14 protein-coding genes, 1 tRNA gene and 1 pseudogene are annotated in these 17,225 nt (G+C 66.5%); 9 read left to right on the top strand and 7 right to left on the bottom strand.

Annotated elements, in window-relative coordinates; all coding sequences use genetic code 11:
• Positions 1–479: 479 nt before the first annotated feature.
• A pseudogene (locus tag AKJ09_RS56120) lies at positions 480–1,040 on the top strand (tyrosine-type recombinase/integrase); the annotation flags it as partial.
• Between the two features lie 120 nt (positions 1,041–1,160).
• On the opposite strand, the gene AKJ09_RS16945 reads toward AKJ09_RS56120, so the two are convergent.
• The 4 genes from AKJ09_RS16945 to AKJ09_RS16960 form a co-directional block, all read right to left on the bottom strand.
• A tRNA-Arg gene (locus AKJ09_RS16945) sits at positions 1,161–1,234 on the bottom strand.
• Positions 1,235–1,303: 69 nt separating this feature from the next.
• On the bottom strand, positions 1,304–3,190 hold the full coding sequence (locus AKJ09_RS16950) for a hypothetical protein (protein WP_146648249.1): 1,887 nt from the start codon (positions 3,188–3,190) through the stop codon (positions 1,304–1,306).
• Positions 3,187–5,142 (bottom strand): hypothetical protein, encoded by a 1,956-nt coding sequence (locus AKJ09_RS16955; protein ID WP_146648250.1) that lies wholly within the window; start codon positions 5,140–5,142, stop codon positions 3,187–3,189. Before AKJ09_RS16955 ends, AKJ09_RS16950 begins: the two co-directional genes overlap by 4 nt.
• A complete protein-coding gene (locus AKJ09_RS16960) occupies positions 5,139–5,849 on the bottom strand; it encodes a hypothetical protein (protein WP_146648251.1) in 711 nt (236 codons plus the stop codon). The genes AKJ09_RS16955 and AKJ09_RS16960 overlap by 4 nt, the downstream gene beginning before the upstream one ends.
• 241 nt (positions 5,850–6,090) lie before the next feature.
• On the opposite strand from AKJ09_RS16960, the gene AKJ09_RS16965 reads away from it, so the two are divergent.
• From AKJ09_RS16965 to AKJ09_RS16975, 3 genes are all read left to right on the top strand, one after another.
• A complete protein-coding gene (locus tag AKJ09_RS16965; protein ID WP_240488951.1) occupies positions 6,091–6,852 on the top strand; it encodes a DUF3025 domain-containing protein in 762 nt (253 codons plus the stop codon).
• A gap of 80 nt (positions 6,853–6,932) precedes the next feature.
• The gene (locus AKJ09_RS16970; protein ID WP_146648252.1) at positions 6,933–7,598 is read left to right on the top strand and encodes a TetR/AcrR family transcriptional regulator; all 666 of its coding nucleotides are present in this window, start codon (positions 6,933–6,935) and stop codon (positions 7,596–7,598) included.
• Positions 7,599–7,615: 17 nt separating this feature from the next.
• Positions 7,616–9,115, top strand: coding sequence for a DUF6178 family protein (locus AKJ09_RS16975; RefSeq protein ID WP_146648253.1), 1,500 nt, complete (start codon positions 7,616–7,618; stop codon positions 9,113–9,115).
• On the opposite strand, the gene AKJ09_RS16980 is transcribed toward AKJ09_RS16975, so the two are convergent.
• On the bottom strand, positions 9,112–9,552 hold the full coding sequence (locus AKJ09_RS16980) for a VOC family protein (protein ID WP_146648254.1): 441 nt from the start codon (positions 9,550–9,552) through the stop codon (positions 9,112–9,114). The genes AKJ09_RS16975 and AKJ09_RS16980 overlap by 4 nt on opposite strands.
• Before the next feature lie 222 nt (positions 9,553–9,774).
• On the opposite strand from AKJ09_RS16980, the gene AKJ09_RS16985 reads away from it, so the two are divergent.
• On the top strand, positions 9,775–10,881 hold the full coding sequence (locus AKJ09_RS16985) for an acyltransferase family protein (RefSeq protein WP_146648255.1): 1,107 nt from the start codon (positions 9,775–9,777) through the stop codon (positions 10,879–10,881).
• On the opposite strand, the gene AKJ09_RS55565 is transcribed toward AKJ09_RS16985, so the two are convergent.
• A complete protein-coding gene (locus AKJ09_RS55565; protein ID WP_146648256.1) occupies positions 10,867–11,922 on the bottom strand; it encodes an MBL fold metallo-hydrolase in 1,056 nt (351 codons plus the stop codon). The genes AKJ09_RS16985 and AKJ09_RS55565 overlap by 15 nt on opposite strands.
• Positions 11,923–12,014: 92 nt before the next feature.
• On the opposite strand from AKJ09_RS55565, the gene AKJ09_RS16995 reads away from it, so the two are divergent.
• The 3 genes from AKJ09_RS16995 to AKJ09_RS17005 all read left to right on the top strand — a co-directional run bounded on the left by AKJ09_RS16995 (position 12,015) and on the right by AKJ09_RS17005 (position 14,843).
• Positions 12,015–13,775 carry a L,D-transpeptidase gene (locus AKJ09_RS16995; RefSeq protein WP_146648257.1) on the top strand — a complete coding sequence of 587 codons (1,761 nt, stop codon included), beginning with the start codon at positions 12,015–12,017 and terminating at the stop codon, positions 13,773–13,775.
• 97 nt (positions 13,776–13,872) lie between these two features.
• The gene (locus AKJ09_RS17000; protein ID WP_146648258.1) at positions 13,873–14,208 is read left to right on the top strand and encodes a PilZ domain-containing protein; all 336 of its coding nucleotides are present in this window, start codon (positions 13,873–13,875) and stop codon (positions 14,206–14,208) included.
• 137 nt (positions 14,209–14,345) lie between these two features.
• Positions 14,346–14,843, top strand: coding sequence for a hypothetical protein (locus AKJ09_RS17005; protein ID WP_146648259.1), 498 nt, complete (start codon positions 14,346–14,348; stop codon positions 14,841–14,843).
• On the opposite strand, the gene AKJ09_RS17010 is transcribed toward AKJ09_RS17005, so the two are convergent.
• Complete coding sequence (locus tag AKJ09_RS17010; RefSeq protein ID WP_146648260.1) at positions 14,840–15,454, bottom strand: HdeD family acid-resistance protein; 615 nt, start codon at positions 15,452–15,454, stop codon at positions 14,840–14,842. The two genes, AKJ09_RS17005 and AKJ09_RS17010, sit on opposite strands and share 4 nt — an antisense overlap.
• 168 nt (positions 15,455–15,622) lie before the next feature.
• On the opposite strand from AKJ09_RS17010, the gene AKJ09_RS17015 reads away from it, so the two are divergent.
• On the top strand, positions 15,623–17,221 hold the full coding sequence (locus tag AKJ09_RS17015) for a hybrid sensor histidine kinase/response regulator (RefSeq protein WP_146648261.1): 1,599 nt from the start codon (positions 15,623–15,625) through the stop codon (positions 17,219–17,221).
• Positions 17,222–17,225 lie beyond the last annotated feature (4 nt).

Raw genomic sequence — 17,225 nt, forward strand, 5'->3', positions numbered from 1 at the left:
TTGACGGTGCCGTTCGCTTCCGCGATGCCGTCAAACTTCAGATCGCAGCGGGCGACATGGAGCCCGCCGCAGGTCTCACGATGCAGCAGGTGGGCCCGGCGTTCCTTGCGTCGCGACGGGGGCACCGCGACTACTCGACCGACGTGAGCCGATGGCACCAGCACATCGCGACAGCGGACTGGGCGCGTCGTCCGATGACGACCGTGGTTCGGAAAGACGGCAGCGAGTGGCTGGCCGACTTGAAGGCGAAGCGCACGGCCTACGATCCGAAGAAGCACGGCAAGCGGAAGCCGAAGCTGGTCTCGTGGAGCACACGTCGCCATTGCCTGAACCTCGCCCGTCGGGCGTGGGCTTGGGCGATCGACAAGGAATACGTCACGTCTAACCCGTTCCTCGACTTGAAGGTCGCACGAGAGGACGGCGACGAGGACGAGGGATACCAGGAAGGTCACTACCTCGACCTGAACGACCAGAAGCGCATGCTCGGTCTCTGGGACACGATCGAGGAATTCGACGACCTCCAACGCCTCGAGAAGTGGATCGCCGCGTTCTCCATCGGAACGGGTTTACGCGAGGGCGAGCAGTGGTGCCTGCATCTCGCGGACGTCGATGTGGAGAGCGACGCCCCACACATCGTCGTGCGCTTTGGGTCGTGGGATCCGGAGAAGGAGCGGTACAGGCCGCCGAAGGGCCGCAAAGGCGAGAAGCAGATCCGGAAGGTCGACCTCTGGGGGCCGGGGCTGGAGGCGGCGAAGAAGTGGCTTGAAGTGCTGCCGACCTACTGCCCGAAGAACCCACTCGGCCTGATGTTCCCGACACCACGCGGTAAGCGGCGGGACATCAAACCGCCGAGGACGTACAAGCTCGTTCGCGAGCGCTTCGGCATCATCCCCCGCATCGGCAAGGAGATCTGGTGGCACCTGCTCCGCCACACCTGCGCATCGTCGCTCGTGTCCGGCTGGTGGGGGATCCGCTGGCGGCTACAGGACGTCCAGGCCGTGCTCGGGCACAGGGACATCCGTACCACCCAGAGGTATGCCCACCTCGCCCCGACCACGGTTCAGGACACCGCGGACGAGGCTCATGAGGCCTACCTTGGCCGTCACGACGCCGTCACGCCGTCACGTCGCGGATCGCGCCAAGTACGCGGAATGATTCAGCACGCCCGGCAGGATTCGAACCTGCGACCTACGGCTCCGGAGGCCGTCGCTCTATCCAGCTGAGCTACGGGCGCGTGCGAGTTCCAGAAGGAGACTCCGCGCAAGAGTTACTCCAGCCCGGACAGGTCGTAAAGCACGTTGGTTCAGGGGCTTTCTTCTGCGGGCTTTTTCGTGCGGGCCTTGCAGCCTCCGGGGGCGGTATCGCGGCGGAGAATGGCAAATGCGCGCTGTTCGGCGGGCCGGGCCGTGGCCCGTCTTTCGAAGTAGGCGTGGAGCTTGTCGAGGTCGGCCGTGTTCTTGTCCTCACACAGGCGCGTCACCACGTCCGAGAGGGAACGTAGGGCGTCCGTGGCGTCGGCGCTCGAGGCGTCGGGCACGAGCGTGTCGAGGCGCGGGACGAGGAGGTCAGCGCGTGAGTAGCCGCGGGAGAGGGCGGGCCATAGCTGCGGAACGAGCTCGAGGGCGATGCGACCGTGATCCAGCATGCCGCCGAGGACGGTCGCGTCGACCGTGGTGCCGTAGCTCTCCGGGAAACGCTTCCAGTATTCGTCGCCGTTGTAGCGCCCGTAGTCTCGATGCGCGCGTGCGACGAGCAAGAGAGCGCTACCGCGCTTGTCGGGGTAGGCCTTCCAGATGCGTGCGGCTTCGGCTTCGTCCTGCCCGTGGCGCTCGCTCGCGAGGATGTCCACGGCGGCTCGCCACGACCGAAGCTTCGGATCGAGCGCGTGGAACACCTCGAGGAAGGCATTGCTCTCGCCGCGCCGTGTCGACGACGAGTAGTGCACCGTGTACAGGACCTGATCGGCGAGCGCGGCGTCGTTACGCGCGTCGAGCGCCTGCGCCAGCTTCTTCTGGCCGTCTGCGGACGACGTGGCGAAGCCCAACCAGCCGGTGTGCATGCTCGAACAACTTCGGTCCCGTGTGTGCTCGCCGCTCGCGGTGCGTACGGAGGGACAGACCACCTCGTCGAAGAGCTGGCTCTTCGGATCGTCGGCGCGGGCCGTTTGGGGCATGCCGGCCTTGAACCACGCATCGACGATGCCGAGGCCGAACGCGAAGCGATCGAAGGTCGGGTAGGCCTGCGGAGCGTCGGTGTCGCACACGTAGCGCGCGGTCGCGAGGCGTTCCTTGTCCGTGGCGGACGGCACTTCGGCGGCGAGAAAGCGGCCATAGGCTGCTTCCGCGTTCCGGAACGGCGTGCCTGGACCGATCGCGACAAGCTCCTTCTGCCGGTAGGCGTTGTGGAAGAAGGAGTAGAGCTGGTCGAAGAGCCAGGCGCGAGCCTTCGTCGCGAGCTCGGGATCGCTGCGCTTCGAGAGATCGTGGAGGCGCACCACGCGCGCGATGACGTCGGCGTGCGGTGACTGCGCGAGCGCATCGGCCGGCGCGAGGCCCTTCGGCCGATCGCGGAAGCGACGTTCGTAGAGCGAACCCCAACCCGGGCGCGTGCGCGTGAGGTACTCGAAATATGCGCGCCGATCCGAGGCTGGAATCGAATCGACGTCACCCCTTCCGAAGACGGTCTCTCGGTAGGCGTCGTCTTCCGTCGCAATCGCCTCGTAGAAGGCGCCGCGTGGGACGAGCGCCGCAGGGTGCGCATCGAGATCGATCGCCATCACCCCTGAATTCGCATCGAACGTAGCCGACGGCTCTTTCGCGGTCGCGCGGTAGCGGCACTCGATCTTCCGCAGCGCGTTCGCTGTGCGCGGAAACGCCGAGGGTTCGGCTTCCTTCCACGCCGTGAGGCTGCGCGCGACCTGCTCGATGGCGTCGATCAGCTGGCGCTCGAAGTCCGGACGAACCGCCGAGACGACGGCCGCGTCGAACTGGAAGGCAATCGGATGACCGGCCAGTCGTGAGAGCTGCTCGGTGGCCGAACGAAGACGGGCTCCGCGCGGGTCGAATGGTAGGTCGTCGGTTGCTGGGGTGATCGAGATGGCCACGTCGTTCGCGATTGCGACGTGATTCGTGGTTCCAGCACAGGCGCCGAGCACGAGCGCACCGGCGAGGAGCAGGGTCGATGCCTTCATGGCGTTCCCTTCTGGATGATCTTCAGGCGCTGCTTGCCGGGCACCAAGCGAACCTCGTTGCGTGGAGGAGGCGGAGGCGGCGCAGGCTGGCAGCTCTCCGAGGTCGCGTCTTTCTCGAGGCGCCCGAAGGGCTCACCGGGATGGCTCGCAACACGCTGCTTCAAATACGTGCGAATCGTCGCGAGGTCGGCGACGTTCTTCTCGGCACAAAGGTGTTGGATGATGTGCAGGAGCGCCTCGTAGGAGCCGTTCGCAGGAATGCTTCCAAGGCGGCCGTCGTCGAGCATGGCGTCTAGCTTCGGCACGATGAGCGCCGCGCGCGAATAGCCTTTGTCGAGCGCGGGCCACACGATGGGCAAGAGCCAGAGCGCGGTCGGCCCGAGGTCGAGATAGCTCTGGAGCTCGCTCGCGTTGACACGCCCGCCGAAGGCATCTTCGAAGCCGCGCCAGTCCACGTTGCCGTGGTCGTACGCGTCGATGTGCCCGAGCAGGTAGAGGATGGTGCCGCGGTACTCGGCGTGCTCGAGCCAGAGGCGCTGTGCTTCTTCGAGGAGGATGCGATCGGTCGAATTGTCCGAGGCTTCGGCGAGAACACGAGCCCCCGGAAGCCACGCCGACGCGTTCCGTTCCACGTTGCGGAGCATCGCGATGGTGGCGTCTTGCGACTTGCTCGCGACGTGGCGAATGTTGTGGAAGACCGTCTCGGTGAAGATCGGGTCGTTGCGCTCCATCATCGCGCTCGCGAGGCGTTTCGGGCCGTCGTCGCTCTCGAGGGCGAACCGATACCAGTCGTAGTCGCAGTGCGGGACGACGTGCGCCGTACCGTCCATCGCGTACGGGCAGGCGACGAACTCGTGCGCCAGACTCCGCTTCCCGGACGAACCTCGGGTCATCTGTGTGAGGTGACCGGCGGCGCGCCAGTCGTCGATCACGCGGAGGCCGAAAGCGAAGCGATCGATGCCTGGCCAGGCGAAGGGCGGATAGCTCTTGCCGCCCTGTTCGGCGCGCTCCTGATTGAACGAGCGAACGAAGAGCGAGCGCTCGATCGAGAGCCGCTGGTCGTCGTCGGCCTTGGCGAACGCGGCGGCGAGCCAGCGCGTATAGGCCGTCTCGGCGCGCTTGAAGGTGCAATCTGCAGGCAATGCCCGAACGAGCGACGCACGATGCGTGTATTGTTCGGTGAACCACGAGTTTTGCGAAAGAAGCCAGCGCCACGTGTCCTTGGCGAGCGCGGCGTCCGAGGTCACGAGCTCGTTCAGCCGCACGACGGAGACGATGCGTGCCGCCCTCGGTGCGTTCGCCAAATCGCTCGCCGTCTCGAGCTTCCCGTCGCGGAAGGAGCTGCGTCCACCGCCGTTCCCCGTGAGGTAGTCGAAGTAGGCACGGCGGTCGCTCGCGGCCACGCTGTCGGCGCTGTCCTTTGCGAAACGCTGCGTAACGTACGCCGCGAAGGCGTCGTCGAGCGCACGGTAGAGCGTGCCCTCGGCGACGAGCGCCTCGCGACGGGCCGGCCCGCGAATCACGAGCGTGCGCGACGGCGCATCGAGGGAAACCACGTCTTTCGTGGCGGTCACGTCGTAGCGAAGGCTGACGCGCTCCACCAGCGGCGCGCCGTAGGCGAACGCCGGCTCGGAGCGCTTCTTCAACGACGCGAGGTCGCGAATCATGTTCTCGAACGACTGACCGAGCGCCTCCTCGAAGCTCGAACGGAACTCGGGGACGATGGCCGCGTCGACGTCGATCGCGATGAAGTGCCCGGCGGCCTCCGCGAGCTGCTGCGCCGCCGCCGTGATGCGCGCGCCGCGAGGATCGAACGGGAGCTTGTCGACTGTGGGCGTGACCGTGACGGCCACGCGCGTCTTCACGTCGACGGTGGTCTTCGATGGTCCGCACGCCGTGGTCATCAGCGCCCACGCGAGACCCGCCGCGAGCCAGCGCATCGAGTGTCTCAAGGCTTTTTCTTTCCCGGTGCGGGGCATTCGATGGCGGCCACGGTGTAGGGATCTTCGGTGGTGGGCACGATGGTCGTGGGGTGAGGGCCGCGCATCTTCGGGCAGATCGAGAACTCGACCTCGGGCGCGGGAGGCGGCGTCGGGATCACGTCGCCGAGGGGCGATTTCATCTTCAGCGTGAGCGCGTTCTTCTCCACGCCCGTGACGGCGATCACGGTCACGCACGTGCCGTTCATGACGAACTTCGTCTCGACGGTCTGCTCGCCGGCGCTCTGTGTGGGAGCGAGGATGACCTCTTTGCAGCCGTTCGCATTCAGGCGCCTGAGGATCTCGTTGGCACGCGCCTCACCGTTGGCTCGCCGGTCCGTGAGCGAGGGCACCTTGGGCGTGCTCGGGACGGCACTGGTCGCGGCTGGAACGGGCGTCGGCGGTTGAATCACGGGTGGCGTTTCGTGCGGCTCGTTCTTCATGAGTGCGATCGCGACACCGGTAAGCGCGAGCAGAGCCACGGCCGCGCCCGCGACCATGAGCACCACACCGTTGTTCGACGGCGCTCCCCCCGGCGTATTCTTCCGGGCACGCAGGGCGAGGATGTCCTTCGGCAAGGTCGTGGCCTGGCCGCAGAACGAGCAGGTCGCCTCCACGGCGTCTTCTTCGTCCGGGATGGACAGCGCCGCACCGCAGTGCGCGCAAAGAAAAGAGCTCATCGAGATAGATGAGACGGGGCGTCAACGGCCGCGTCAAGTGGCGGTCGCTCGAGCCCGAGCGTGGCTACAGCGCAACTCAGTTGCGCTGATTGAATCATCAAACGGAGTTCGCGACAGACTTGCGCAAAGGACCGTGAATTTCGGGGCCCTCGCCCATCGTGGGCCCCGAAATTCACGGTCCGTGCAAGTGGTCGCCGCAGTGGGTGCTCCGCGGGCTCCTGGGCTATGGTCACGGCCCGTGATGACCCTGCGGCTGCGTCGCACCCTTCCGGATGCGACGATGTTCGTCCCCCGCTTCTTCGAGCGAAGCCCGCTGTTTTGGCCCGTGCTTCCCGCCGCGCGCGTGTTCGAAGACCACATGGACTGGCCCTCGGTCGACACGTATGGGCGCGTGTTTCGCGACGCCGTCGCTCCGGTGTCGTTCGTCCCGTCGACCGAGCCGATTCGCAAACGCGGCGAGCCCATCGATCCCAAGGCGCTCTACGACGGCCGCATCGTGCACGCGCGCGAAGTGCCTACGCGTCCTCGCTCGTGGCACGACTTCATGAATGCCCTCGTCTGGGCCACCTTCCCGCAGGCGAAGCTGGCCCTCCACGGCCGCCAGCACGTGGCCGTGGCAGAACGCGTCGTTCCCGGGGCCACCGTGCTGCCGAACGCGCGCACCCGCGAGCTCGACATTCTCGCGCTCATCGACGAGGGCGGGGTGATCCTCCTCGCGACGGGCAACGTCCGCCGGAGCCTCGTCTTCGGTCATGCCCTCTACGAAGGCATGGTCCTCGAGCAGCGAGCCACGATGGCCCGCGCCGTCTACGTGGACGGCCCAGAGACCGAGTCCGAGCTCCTTGCGATGACCGAGCGTGAGCTCGTGGCCCACGCCGACGCTGCGCTGGCGGCGATCGTGGCCGACCGCAAGAACGATCTCATCGTGCCGGACCCCTCGTCGCGCATCGGCATCGCCACGCTCGTGGCCGAGCTCGAGGCGCTGGGCTCGCGGCAAGCCTGAAAAGGCCGGGACCTTGACAGGTTCCTTTGCACGCTCCATAAGTGAACGGCGCATTCATTATTGATTCGCGCCGCACGCCCATGCCTCAGTTCCTCAAAGAAGACGTTCGGCTTCGCATCGAAGACGCCGCGCTCCAGGTCTTCGCCGACAAAGGCTTCGGACCTTCCACGATGGCGGAGATTGCCCGGGTCGCCGGCGTCTCGACGGGCAACCTCTATCTCTATTTCTCCAACAAGGAAGTCCTCTTCGAAGCGGTCTTGCCGGACTCGTTCGCGAACACGCTGCTCAAGCGCATCCGCCTTCGCGTCGAAGCGCTCTCCGGCATTTCCGACATCCGCACCCTCGATACCTCGGCGCCGTACCACCTGCTCTCCGAGGAGCTTCTCCAGTTCTGCATCGACAACCGCAAGCGCGTCGTCTTCCTGCTCGCCAAAGCCAACGGAACGAAGCACGCGACGTTCGCGGAGCGCACCGTTTCGCTCCTCGTGAAGCTCGCTCTCGAATACGCGCGCACGGTCGGCGGAGGGGCCGAGCCCAGCTCCGCGATGGCCTTCGCGCTCGAGCGAATCTACTGGAACTTCGTTGCCGCCATGGTCGCCGCGCTGGATCGATCGGACGACCCGGCCGAGATCCGCGCCGTCGTCGACATCGTCAGCGATTACCACCGCGCCGGCCTACGCGCGCTTCTCGTCCCCGCCGAACCTTCCACCCCGAAACGCGCGAAGTCGCGCAAAGGAAGCTCGTGATGACGTCAGGGACACGGATGAGGAAATTCCGCGCGCCCACGCCGAAGGCTCTGCTCGCGCGCATTCTCGATCGGCGTGACCTCGTCACCGCCGTTCGCGAGCTGCCTCCTTCCGGCCTCGCGCGGCTCATCGATCACGTGGGCCTCGAGGATGCCGGCGAGATCGTGGCTCTCGCGACGACCGAGCAGCTCGAGGGAGTCTTCGACGAAGATCTGTGGCGGAACGAGAGACCGGGCGAAGACGAGACCTTCGACGAGGAGCGCTTCGCCGTATGGCTCGAGATCCTGCTCGAAGCAGGCGAGGAGTTCACCGCCGATCGGCTCGCGTCGATGCCGGAGGATTTCGTCACGATGGCCGTGCATCGAGCGGCGCTCGTGGTCGACATCGACGAGCTCGCGGTCGAGATGGCGGAGCGCGGCGAGTACGACGACGATCGCGATCTCACCGAGAAGGCGCTGGAGAGCAGCCTCTACCAGGAGATCGACAACTACCGCCTGATCGCTCGCCAGCACGAAGGTTGGGACGCTCTCGTCACAGTGCTCCTCGCACTCGATACGAACCATCGGGCTTTGTTCGAACGCATCCTCGAGCGCTGCGCGGCCATGGCTTCGAGGTACATCGAGGAGAACGGCGGCCTCTACGAGGTGCTCTCGTCCGAGGAGATGCTCGAGGCCGACGTTGCCGGCGACCGCGACGATCGACGCGCAGGGCAGGGCTTCGTCTCGCCGTCGTCGGCGAAGAGCTTTCTCGCGCTGGCGCGCTTGCCGCTCGCCAAGACCGGCGAGGTCGACGCCGTCACCAAGGCTTACTTCCGCGATCTCGATCGCGCGCCGAAGGCCGCGCCCAAGCGCACGGAGGAGGGCGAGAGCCTCGGTCGTCTGGTCGCGGCGCTCGAAGAGGCCGAGGTGATCGCATCCGAACCCGAGCGCAAGCCGCGCGCGAAACTCGAAGGCCGGAGCGCGAAGCTCACCGGCGAACCTCTCGTCCGCGAGGTGCTCGCCACGCTGCAGGCGACCGAGCCGAACCTCTACGGGGAACGTCTCGAGGAGCTCGCGTATCTGGTGAACGTGCTCGTCGCAGGCTGTGCGTTCGAGGGCCGTCGCTTCCGTCCATCCGAAGCGGCGGACGCCGTGGTGGCGGTGTGCAGCTTGGGCCTCGAAGACAGCCTCGATTCGAGTCTGCGCGAGCCACGTAGTTTGGTTCGCGCGTTTCGCGTCGGCTTCCATCGCCTGCATCGCGACGTTGCGCTCGCCATTGCCACGGCGCTCGAGCGGCGCCTGACGAACCTCCCTCGCGCGCATCGTGTGCTACGGAGCGCGCTCGAATCGGGCAAGACGTGGACGATCCTGTCGGTCCTCGACGACCTTGTCGACGTCTGGGACGAGCCGACGCGCGAGACCCTGGCCGGTCTGCTCGACGAGTGTCCTCATCGCTCGGGCAAGCTCGCCGAAGAGCCGCCGTTCATCGCCTCGAAGGCGACGTTGAAGCTCGTCGCGTCGTTCGCGAAGACGCTCTAACGCCGCTCGCTCATGCGCGCCATTCGGCGCCGGAGCTCTTCGCCCGAGACCTGCTCGACCACCGTGTGGAGCGACCAGTGGTTGCCCGACTCGTCACGAACGAACGCCACGCGGTGACCGTAGAACGCGTCGTGAGGCTCGACGAGGGAGCTGGCGCCGGCCTCGAGGGCACGTCGATAGATGGCGTCGCAGTCGTCGACGTAGACCGTGAGTACCGCGGGCATGGGCGAAGCCCCCTCGTCCGGCTCGCCGAGGATCACGATCGCGTCGCCAATTTCCACTTCGGCGTGGACGACCTGGCCGTTCGGCGTCGCGAAGCGACTGACCTCGATCCCGCCGAAGACGTGCTTCATGAAGTCGATCAGGCGGGCAACGCCCGGCACGATGACGGCAGGAGTGACCGTGTGATGTCCAGCGGGGAGGGGGAGCTTTTGCATGGGCTTCTCTTCGCGAGACGGCTGCGGTCCACGGAGAAACGTAGGAACGACGGAGCGGGGGTGCCACCTGGGATGTCCCGCCCGACGAGAATCGAGCAAGAGCTGTTCCTTCGGTGCGCGCGCGCGGCGACCTCTTCCGCGAGTTGCCTCGGAACGCCGGAAATTCCGGCCCGAAATGCGTGCGCTTCACCTGCTGGGCCGGCCCGTCTATAGCGTGGCGGCGTGTCCCTCGATGTCTCGCGATGGCACGCGATTTCGCACTACCGCTCGCTCGACGGGCTGCGGTGTCTCGCGATCGTGCCGGTCGTCTGGCATCACGCGACGCCTCGTCCGCTCGACGGTCTTCTCGGGCGAGGGCCGCTGGGCGTCGACTTGTTCTTCGTCATCAGCGGATTTTTGATCACGACGCTTCTCTGTCGGGAGCGCGAGAAACGCGGGCAAGTCGCCATCGGACCCTTCTGGGTGCGCCGCTGCCTTCGCATCTTTCCGCTCTACTTCCTCGTCCTCGGCGCTTTCGTCTTGCACGCGGTGTTCGTGCGCGAGCACGGGCCCGTACGCGACCACTTCCTCCAGAGCGTGCCCTTCCACGCGACGTACACGTCGAACTGGTTCGTCGACTACGGCGTGCCGCACGCCATCGTCTTCGCGTTCGGCTGGTCGCTCGCGGCCGAAGAGCAGTTTTATTTCGTGTGGCCCCTCGTCTTGCGCTTCTTTCGAGGTCTCGCCGCTCCGGCGTTCGTGATGCTCGCCTTGGTGGGACTCGATCAAGGTGCCGAACGAGGTTGGCTCGACGCCGCATTCGGCTCACACGCGCTCGCCTTGCGCATCGTGCGCAGCTTCGCCACGCCCATCGGTCTCGGCTCGCTCTTCGCTCTCGCGCTGCGCGACCGACGAACCTTCGCGGTAGCACGTGCACTCCTCGGTCATCGCGTGAGTGCGCTCATCGCGTTCGCGCTGGTCCTCGTGGCAGCGGCTTGGGCTTGGCCCCTGCTCGTTGCGCAGCTCACGATGGTCGCGCTCGTCGGCGCGTGCACCCTTCGCGAGGACCATGCGCTCGTGCCCTTCACGGACCATCGGATCGTCCGGCACATCGGGCTCGTGAGCTACGGGATCTACTTGCTGAACGTGCCGCTCATCGAAGCGACGCGCAGGGCGCTGGCTCCGTTCGGTGCGCCGACCCTCGCCGTGTTCGTGCTGGGGCTCGCGGCCACGGTGCTCGTGGCGACGATGACGAGGCACCTCGTCGAGGTGCCCTTTTCGAAGCTCCGCGATCAGTACGAAGCGAATCGAAAGCTCGCCGTCGCGAGCCTCCGATCAAACGACGGGTAGACCGAGCGCATGCCACTTGAGCATGCCGCCCGCGAGGTTCGCGCACTCCTTGATGCCCTTCTCGCGGAGGATCACGGTGGCCTGCGCCGAGCGTCGGCCGGATCGGCAGACCGGAATGACGGGCACGTCGCGCGGAACCTCGTCGATGCGCGAACGCAATGCCCCGAGGGGCACGTGGATGGAGCCTTCGATCTTGCGCTCGCTGCCGCAAAGCTCGTCGGTCTCGCGGACATCGAGGATCGTCAGCTTCGAACGATGCTCCGCCACCCACGTGGGATCGATCTCCGGAATGCCCGCGTACGTCATGTAGACGGGGCCCCAGGTGGCCGGCGCGTGCAAGTCGTCCTTCTCGGGGCGACCGCAGCGAAGGTTCGCCGGTACCGCGATGTCGATCTGCTTCGGGTGCGGGAGGTTCAGGTTCTCCATGAACCCCGTGAAGTCGCGCTCGTTCGCCTCTCCGCCCACGCGCGGGTTGAAGGCCCGCTCCTCGGCCGTCGTGGTGAGCGTGCGCCCGGCGTAGTCGTGCGCCGGGTAGAGGTAGCAGGCGTCCGGGAGCGTGAAGATTTGCCCCACGATCGACCGGTAGAGCATCGCCGCGTCGCCCTGCTGGAAGTCCGTGCGACCCGCGCCGCGGATGAGGAGCGCGTCGCCCGTGAAGGCCATCGTTTCATCGTGGCTCACGTAGGTCACGCAACCTGCGGTGTGACCCGGCGTGGCGCGTACGGTGAGACCGCCGCTGCCGAACTCGATGACTTCGCCCGCTTCGATCAGCCGGTCCGCATTCGTGGTGCCCGAGCGCTTCGAGATGACGATCCGACTTCCGTGCGCGCGCTTGTGCAGCCACGCGGCGGTCACGTGATCGGCGTGCACGTGGGTGTCGAGCGTGTAGAGCAGCCGAAGGCCGAGCTCACGGATGAGCGCCGAGTCGCGCGTGAACTGCTCGAAGACGGGATCGATGAGCACAGCTTCGCGGCTGCGCTCGTCCGCCAAGATGTACGTGTACGTCGACGAAGCGGCGTCGAAGAGTTGGCGGAGGAGCATGATCGTGCACCTTAGCGCCGTAGAACGGCGGCAAAAAGAGTGGTTTCGGGGAAGCACTTCCGCGCGCCGGCCGTTCGAGCTAACCAAGCGACGTGCGTAAGGCCTTCTTTCTAACGGCTCTGCTCACGACGACGGCATCGCTGTTCGCGTGCGCCAAGGCCAGCGTCGAGTCGAGCTCGATTGAGGCCGGGAGCCGCGATCCGTCTGCCGCTGCCGAAGCGGCGGCCCCGCAAGATGGCGGTGCCCTTGCCGTCGAAGCGCGCGATGCAAGCCGTGGCGAGGTGATTCGCCTCGCGGCCGTCAATCATTCGACGTCGGTCGTGACGTCGCGCGCGTGGCCCGAGAGCGGGACGAACTCGAAGCGCGTCGGCTACCTCCGTCACGGCGCGCAGGTCGAGGCGTATTCGCAGACCACACCGAACGACGACTGCAAAGACGGGTGGTACGAGCTCGTGAGCGGCGGGTTCGTGTGCGGAAAGGCAGTCACCGCCGATCTCACGAGCCCGCGCGTTCGCCTCGCGCCCAAGCAGCCCGACCGCGATGCGGGGATGCCCTATCGCTACGGCGTGAACCTCGTCGACGGCACGCCGCTCTATCGGCGGGTGCTCAACGTCGAAGATCGCAAGAAGTTCGAGCCGGCTCTCGCGGCGCCGAAGCCCTCCGAGAAGGAAGAGTCGTCGGGCGGCGACGAAGTCGCGTCGGCGGAAGAGACGACGTCCGCCGAAGAGAAGCCCGCGCCGACCGCGTCCACGAGCAGCGGAAAGAAGAAGTCTTCGTCGCCCGTCGAAGACGCGGGTGCCGATGCGGGTGGGAAGCCGAAGCTCAAGGAGCTCAAGGGCCGCGGCGTTCTCGTTCGCAAGATGGTCCCTGGCTTCTATCTCGCGCTCGATCGCGACTTCAAAGCCGCGGGCGCACGTTGGTGGCGCACCACGTTCGGCTTTGCGGTTCCGTTCGATCGCATCGCCGTCCAGCCGGGCCGGACGACGTATAGCGGCAACTGGTTCGAGGAGACGGCGCTTCTCCCCGGCGCGCTGACCGATCTCGATGCTTCCGTCCTGGCCACCGACGCGAGCACGAGCGCCGTCGACGCGGCGATTGCCGCCGCGACGGACAGCGGCCTCGACGGTGGCGCGGGCGATGTGGCGTGGAGCGTGGGCTTCGTGCTCCAAGGATCGGCGCAGAAGTTCACGCTCTCCCCCGACGGCAAGAAGATGGCCTGGGGCGGCGCGCTTTCGAGGCGAAGCGCCGTGATGCTCACCGGCGAGACGGTCACCCTCGGCGGCATGACGTACCACCGCGCCGCCGGCGGCTTCTACGTGCGCCTCATGGATCTGACGCTCGCGCGGCCGACGCCGCCGAAGGATCTCGAGCCCAACGAGAGGTGGATCGACGTCGACATCACGCGCCAGATGCTCGTGGCTCTCGAGGGGCAGCGTCCGGTCTTCGCGACGCTGGTCTCGACCGGCCGCCGCAATCCGGTCGACAAAGAGAAAGACTTCCCCACGCCGCCCGGCACGTACCGCATTCGCGAGAAGCACGTGACGACCACGATGGACGGCGACGTCGCGTCCGACGGGCCCTACTCGATCGAAGACGTTCCCTGGGTCATGTACTTCCAGGGAAGCTACGCGCTCCATGGCGCCTTCTGGCACGACCAGTTCGGCCGCCAGCGCAGCCACGGCTGCGTGAACCTCGCGCCCGAAGACGCGCGTACCCTGTTCGGGTGGGCGAACCCTCCGCTTCCCGAAGCGTGGCACGGCGTTTTCGCGAAGGACGAGAAGGACGGCTCGCGTGTGGTCGTCCACGAGGACGCGCCGCCGAAGAAGTCACGCTCGGCCGCACGCCAGCCCTGAACCGGCCGCGCGGACGCAAGCCCTCGGCATGCTGGCCGAATCGGGAATTCGCGTCCCAAAAGTCGACGAACTCGACGGGCTGACTATCATTCCCCACATGAGCTCACTTTCTTCGAAGTCCAGTGAACGACGTGGCGGAAATCGCGTGCGCGCGTTCTTTGCCGTCGAGCTGAGCTCCGAAGAGAAGGCGGGCCGCGCCGGCATTGCTCGCAATGCGAGTGAAGCTGGCTTGCTCGTCGTCACGCGGAGCCGCTTCCGTGCGGGCGAGAAGGTGAAGCTGACGGTCTACGCCGGGAGCCAGAACGAGAACGTCTCGGGTCGCGTCATGCGCGTCGAAGAGAACCCGATCGACTCGGCCGAGATCTGGCGGTGGCGGCTCGCCATCGCGCTGGAAGACGCGACGCTCCCCGAAGCCTGTCTCCTCAGCGCCTGAGCGGTCGAGTCGGACGCTCGAGCACCGAACGACATGTGGCTCGGGTGGGAGCGGCTGCGCACGCTGTGTCATGTCCGACGAGCTTCGCCGGGCCGAAGAGACTTCAATTTGTCGCTGACGTCGTCGTTAATGGAGCCATGACGACGGGCCGCCAGCCGAACGAACGAGAGGGGATTCTCGTGACGGGGGCGATGGGTCGTATCTTCACGGCCAAGCTCGCGCCCGACGCCGTCTACTTCTACTTCGAAGGCCATATCGAAGAAGAGTGGTTCGAGTCGACCATGACGTTCGCGAACGACGTTCTTCGTTCGGGCGCGGCCAGACTCTACGGCGACGGCGGCAAGTGGAAGACCTATGCGAGCGGTTACCGCGGCGCGTGGACGACCTGGTTCACGAAGAATCGCGCCAAGCTCACTCACACCTATCTCGTGGCCGGCTCACCGGTCATTCGCATGGGCATTCAGGTCGTGAACCTGTTCGCGACGAACGCCATCCATGCGCTCGCGAAGAGCGACGAGCTCTATCGCATCATGAAGAAAGACGTGCCGCGGATGCGCGAGGTCGCCGCGGAGTGGCCTGCGGAGATCGCAACCCACATCCGCGGCACCGGCGCGCTCTACCGCACGATCGTCTAGCTCTCGGAGCGTCCACCGCTGAGCGGAGGCGTCTGGCGCCGACGCGAACCGAGCTGCGTTTGCCAGTGGCGCAGTCGGTAGCCGACGCCGACGAGCGCGCAGCCGAAGACGATCGCGTAGAAGCCGATCTGGAAGACCATCACGAGCGCTCCCACGCGTGGCGCCATGACGAGCAAGATCCCGAAGAGGATCGAGAGCAGACCGGCAAGGCCCATGACCCACTCGCCCTCGACCTCGCGTCGCAAGCGAATCGCCGTGACGAGCTCGATGGCTCCGGTGACGAACGCCCAGAAGGCGATCACGTAGAGCAACGCGACCGCGGTGAGCCGTGGTGCCGCGAGGGCGATGATGCCGGCGGCGATGCTCACGAGGCCGTTGACCAGCAGAAGCAGGGACCGCCCTTCGGAGCGGATCTCCTTTATCGCGCCAGCGACGCCGAACACGCCTTCGACCAGCGCGTAGATGGCGAACAGCACGATCAAGAAGCCCAGCGTGGGCCCTGGCACGACGAACGCGAGGATGCCGAAGATGATGGCGGCGAGTCCTCTCAGGACGAACGACCACCAGCTGCGCACGAGTCCGCTTTCACCAGCTCTGATGATGGATTCCATGTTGGCCTCTTCGCGATCGCACATTGCAAAGGCGGGGCCGCGCGGACCCAGGAGCTCGAGAGTTCGCTTTCCATTCGCTCGTCCACCTCGAGCAGGAAGCACGAATGACCGCGCCCTGGTCCCAGCGCCCTGCGCGGGCCGAGTGTTTAACTTCCCGCTTCGGCCACCATGATCGCCAAACACCCCGCCTTCCCGACGGCGCGACAGGAGCCCAAACGGGCGCTTCGCGTGCTGCTGGTCGAAGATTCCGAAGCCGATGCGGAGCTCGTCGTGCAGGAGCTGTCACGCGCGGGCTTCGAGGTCGAGGCCGAACGCGTGATGACGCGCGCCAACCTCGAGCGCGCTCTCGAGCGAACGTGGGACGTCATCGTGAGTGATTATTCCCTGCCCGACATGGACGCCCCAGCCGTGCTCGATGCCGTGCGTCGTCGCGGCGAGGACGTGCCCTTCGTGCTCGTGTCCGGCGAGCTCGGCGAAGAGCTGGCCGCGCACGCCATGAAGCTCGGCGCACACGACTGCCTCACCAAGCGCAACTTGCGACGACTTGGTCCGGTCGTCGTGCGTGAGCTCGCCGAACATCGTGCGCGCGCGGAGCGACGTCGTGTCGAAGAGACTCGTCGTCAGGCCGAGGAGGGCTTTCGCGTCATCGTCGAAAACTGCGCCGACCTCGTGATCGTGCATCGCGCCGGACACATTCTCTACGCGAACCCGCAGGCCGTGCGCGTGCTCGGCTACGACGATGGGGCGATCGTGGTCGGCAAGGCGCTCTCGTCGTTTCAAGCTCCACGTTGCGTGCTCCGTACCGAGGCGGACGATCCGCCCGCGCCGAGCGACCCAGGTCGTGCCGCGGCCGTCGAGGAGCTCTGGCGACGTCGCGACGGGAGTCTCGTGGCGGTCGACGTTCTCCGGCACACCGTCATCTTCGAGGGGGAACGCGCCACGGTCGATCTCGCCCGCGACATGACGAAGCGCAATCAGCTGGCTGCGTCGATGGTCGAGATGGATCGGATGGCGACGATCGGAACGCTCGCAGCGGGCGTGGCGCACGAGATCAACAATCCGCTCGCCTACGTGCTCGCCAACCTCGAGTTCATCTCGGCGGAGATCAAGGCGCTCGTCGAAGAGCTTCCGTCCGGAGCCAACGAGCGTTCGAAGGAGCGCGCCGTCGATCTGCAACAGGCCCTCGCCGACGCCATCGACGGTGCGGGCCGCGTGCGCGACGCCGTGAAAGATCTGCGCACGTTCTCGCGCGGGGCGGAGCGCCGGCACGACGCCGTCGACGTCCACAAGGTTCTCGACTCGGCTCTCCGCATGGCCGCCGTCCAACTCCGGCAGCGGACGACCACCGTGCGCGATTACGGAGACGTGCCGCCGGTACGCGGTGACGAGTCGAGCCTGGGGCAGGTGTTCTTGAACCTCATCATCGACGCGGCCCACGCGATGAGCGAAGGCACGCCGACCACGAATCGGCTCGAGCTGCGCACACGCCTCGAGGGTGGGTACGTGATCGTCGAGGTGAGTGACACCGGACGTGGCATTCCACGCGAGGAGCTTCCGAGGCTCTTCGACCCCTTCTTGCCGGAGGGGACACGCGAGGGAAGGCCTGGTTTCGGGCTCGCTGTCGGCCACCGGATCGTGAACTCCTTGGGCGGGGACATCGCCGTGGAGAGCGAGCTCGGCCGTGGCACGAAGTTCACCGTGCGCCTGCCTTCGCGGATGGTCGCGGGCGAGCGGCCGCCTCCGCCCCGCCGAAGTTTGCGCGGCTGAGGCG

The organism is Labilithrix luteola (assembly GCF_001263205.1).
In the GTDB taxonomy this organism is placed as follows: domain Bacteria; phylum Myxococcota_A; class Polyangia; order Polyangiales; family Polyangiaceae; genus Labilithrix; species Labilithrix luteola.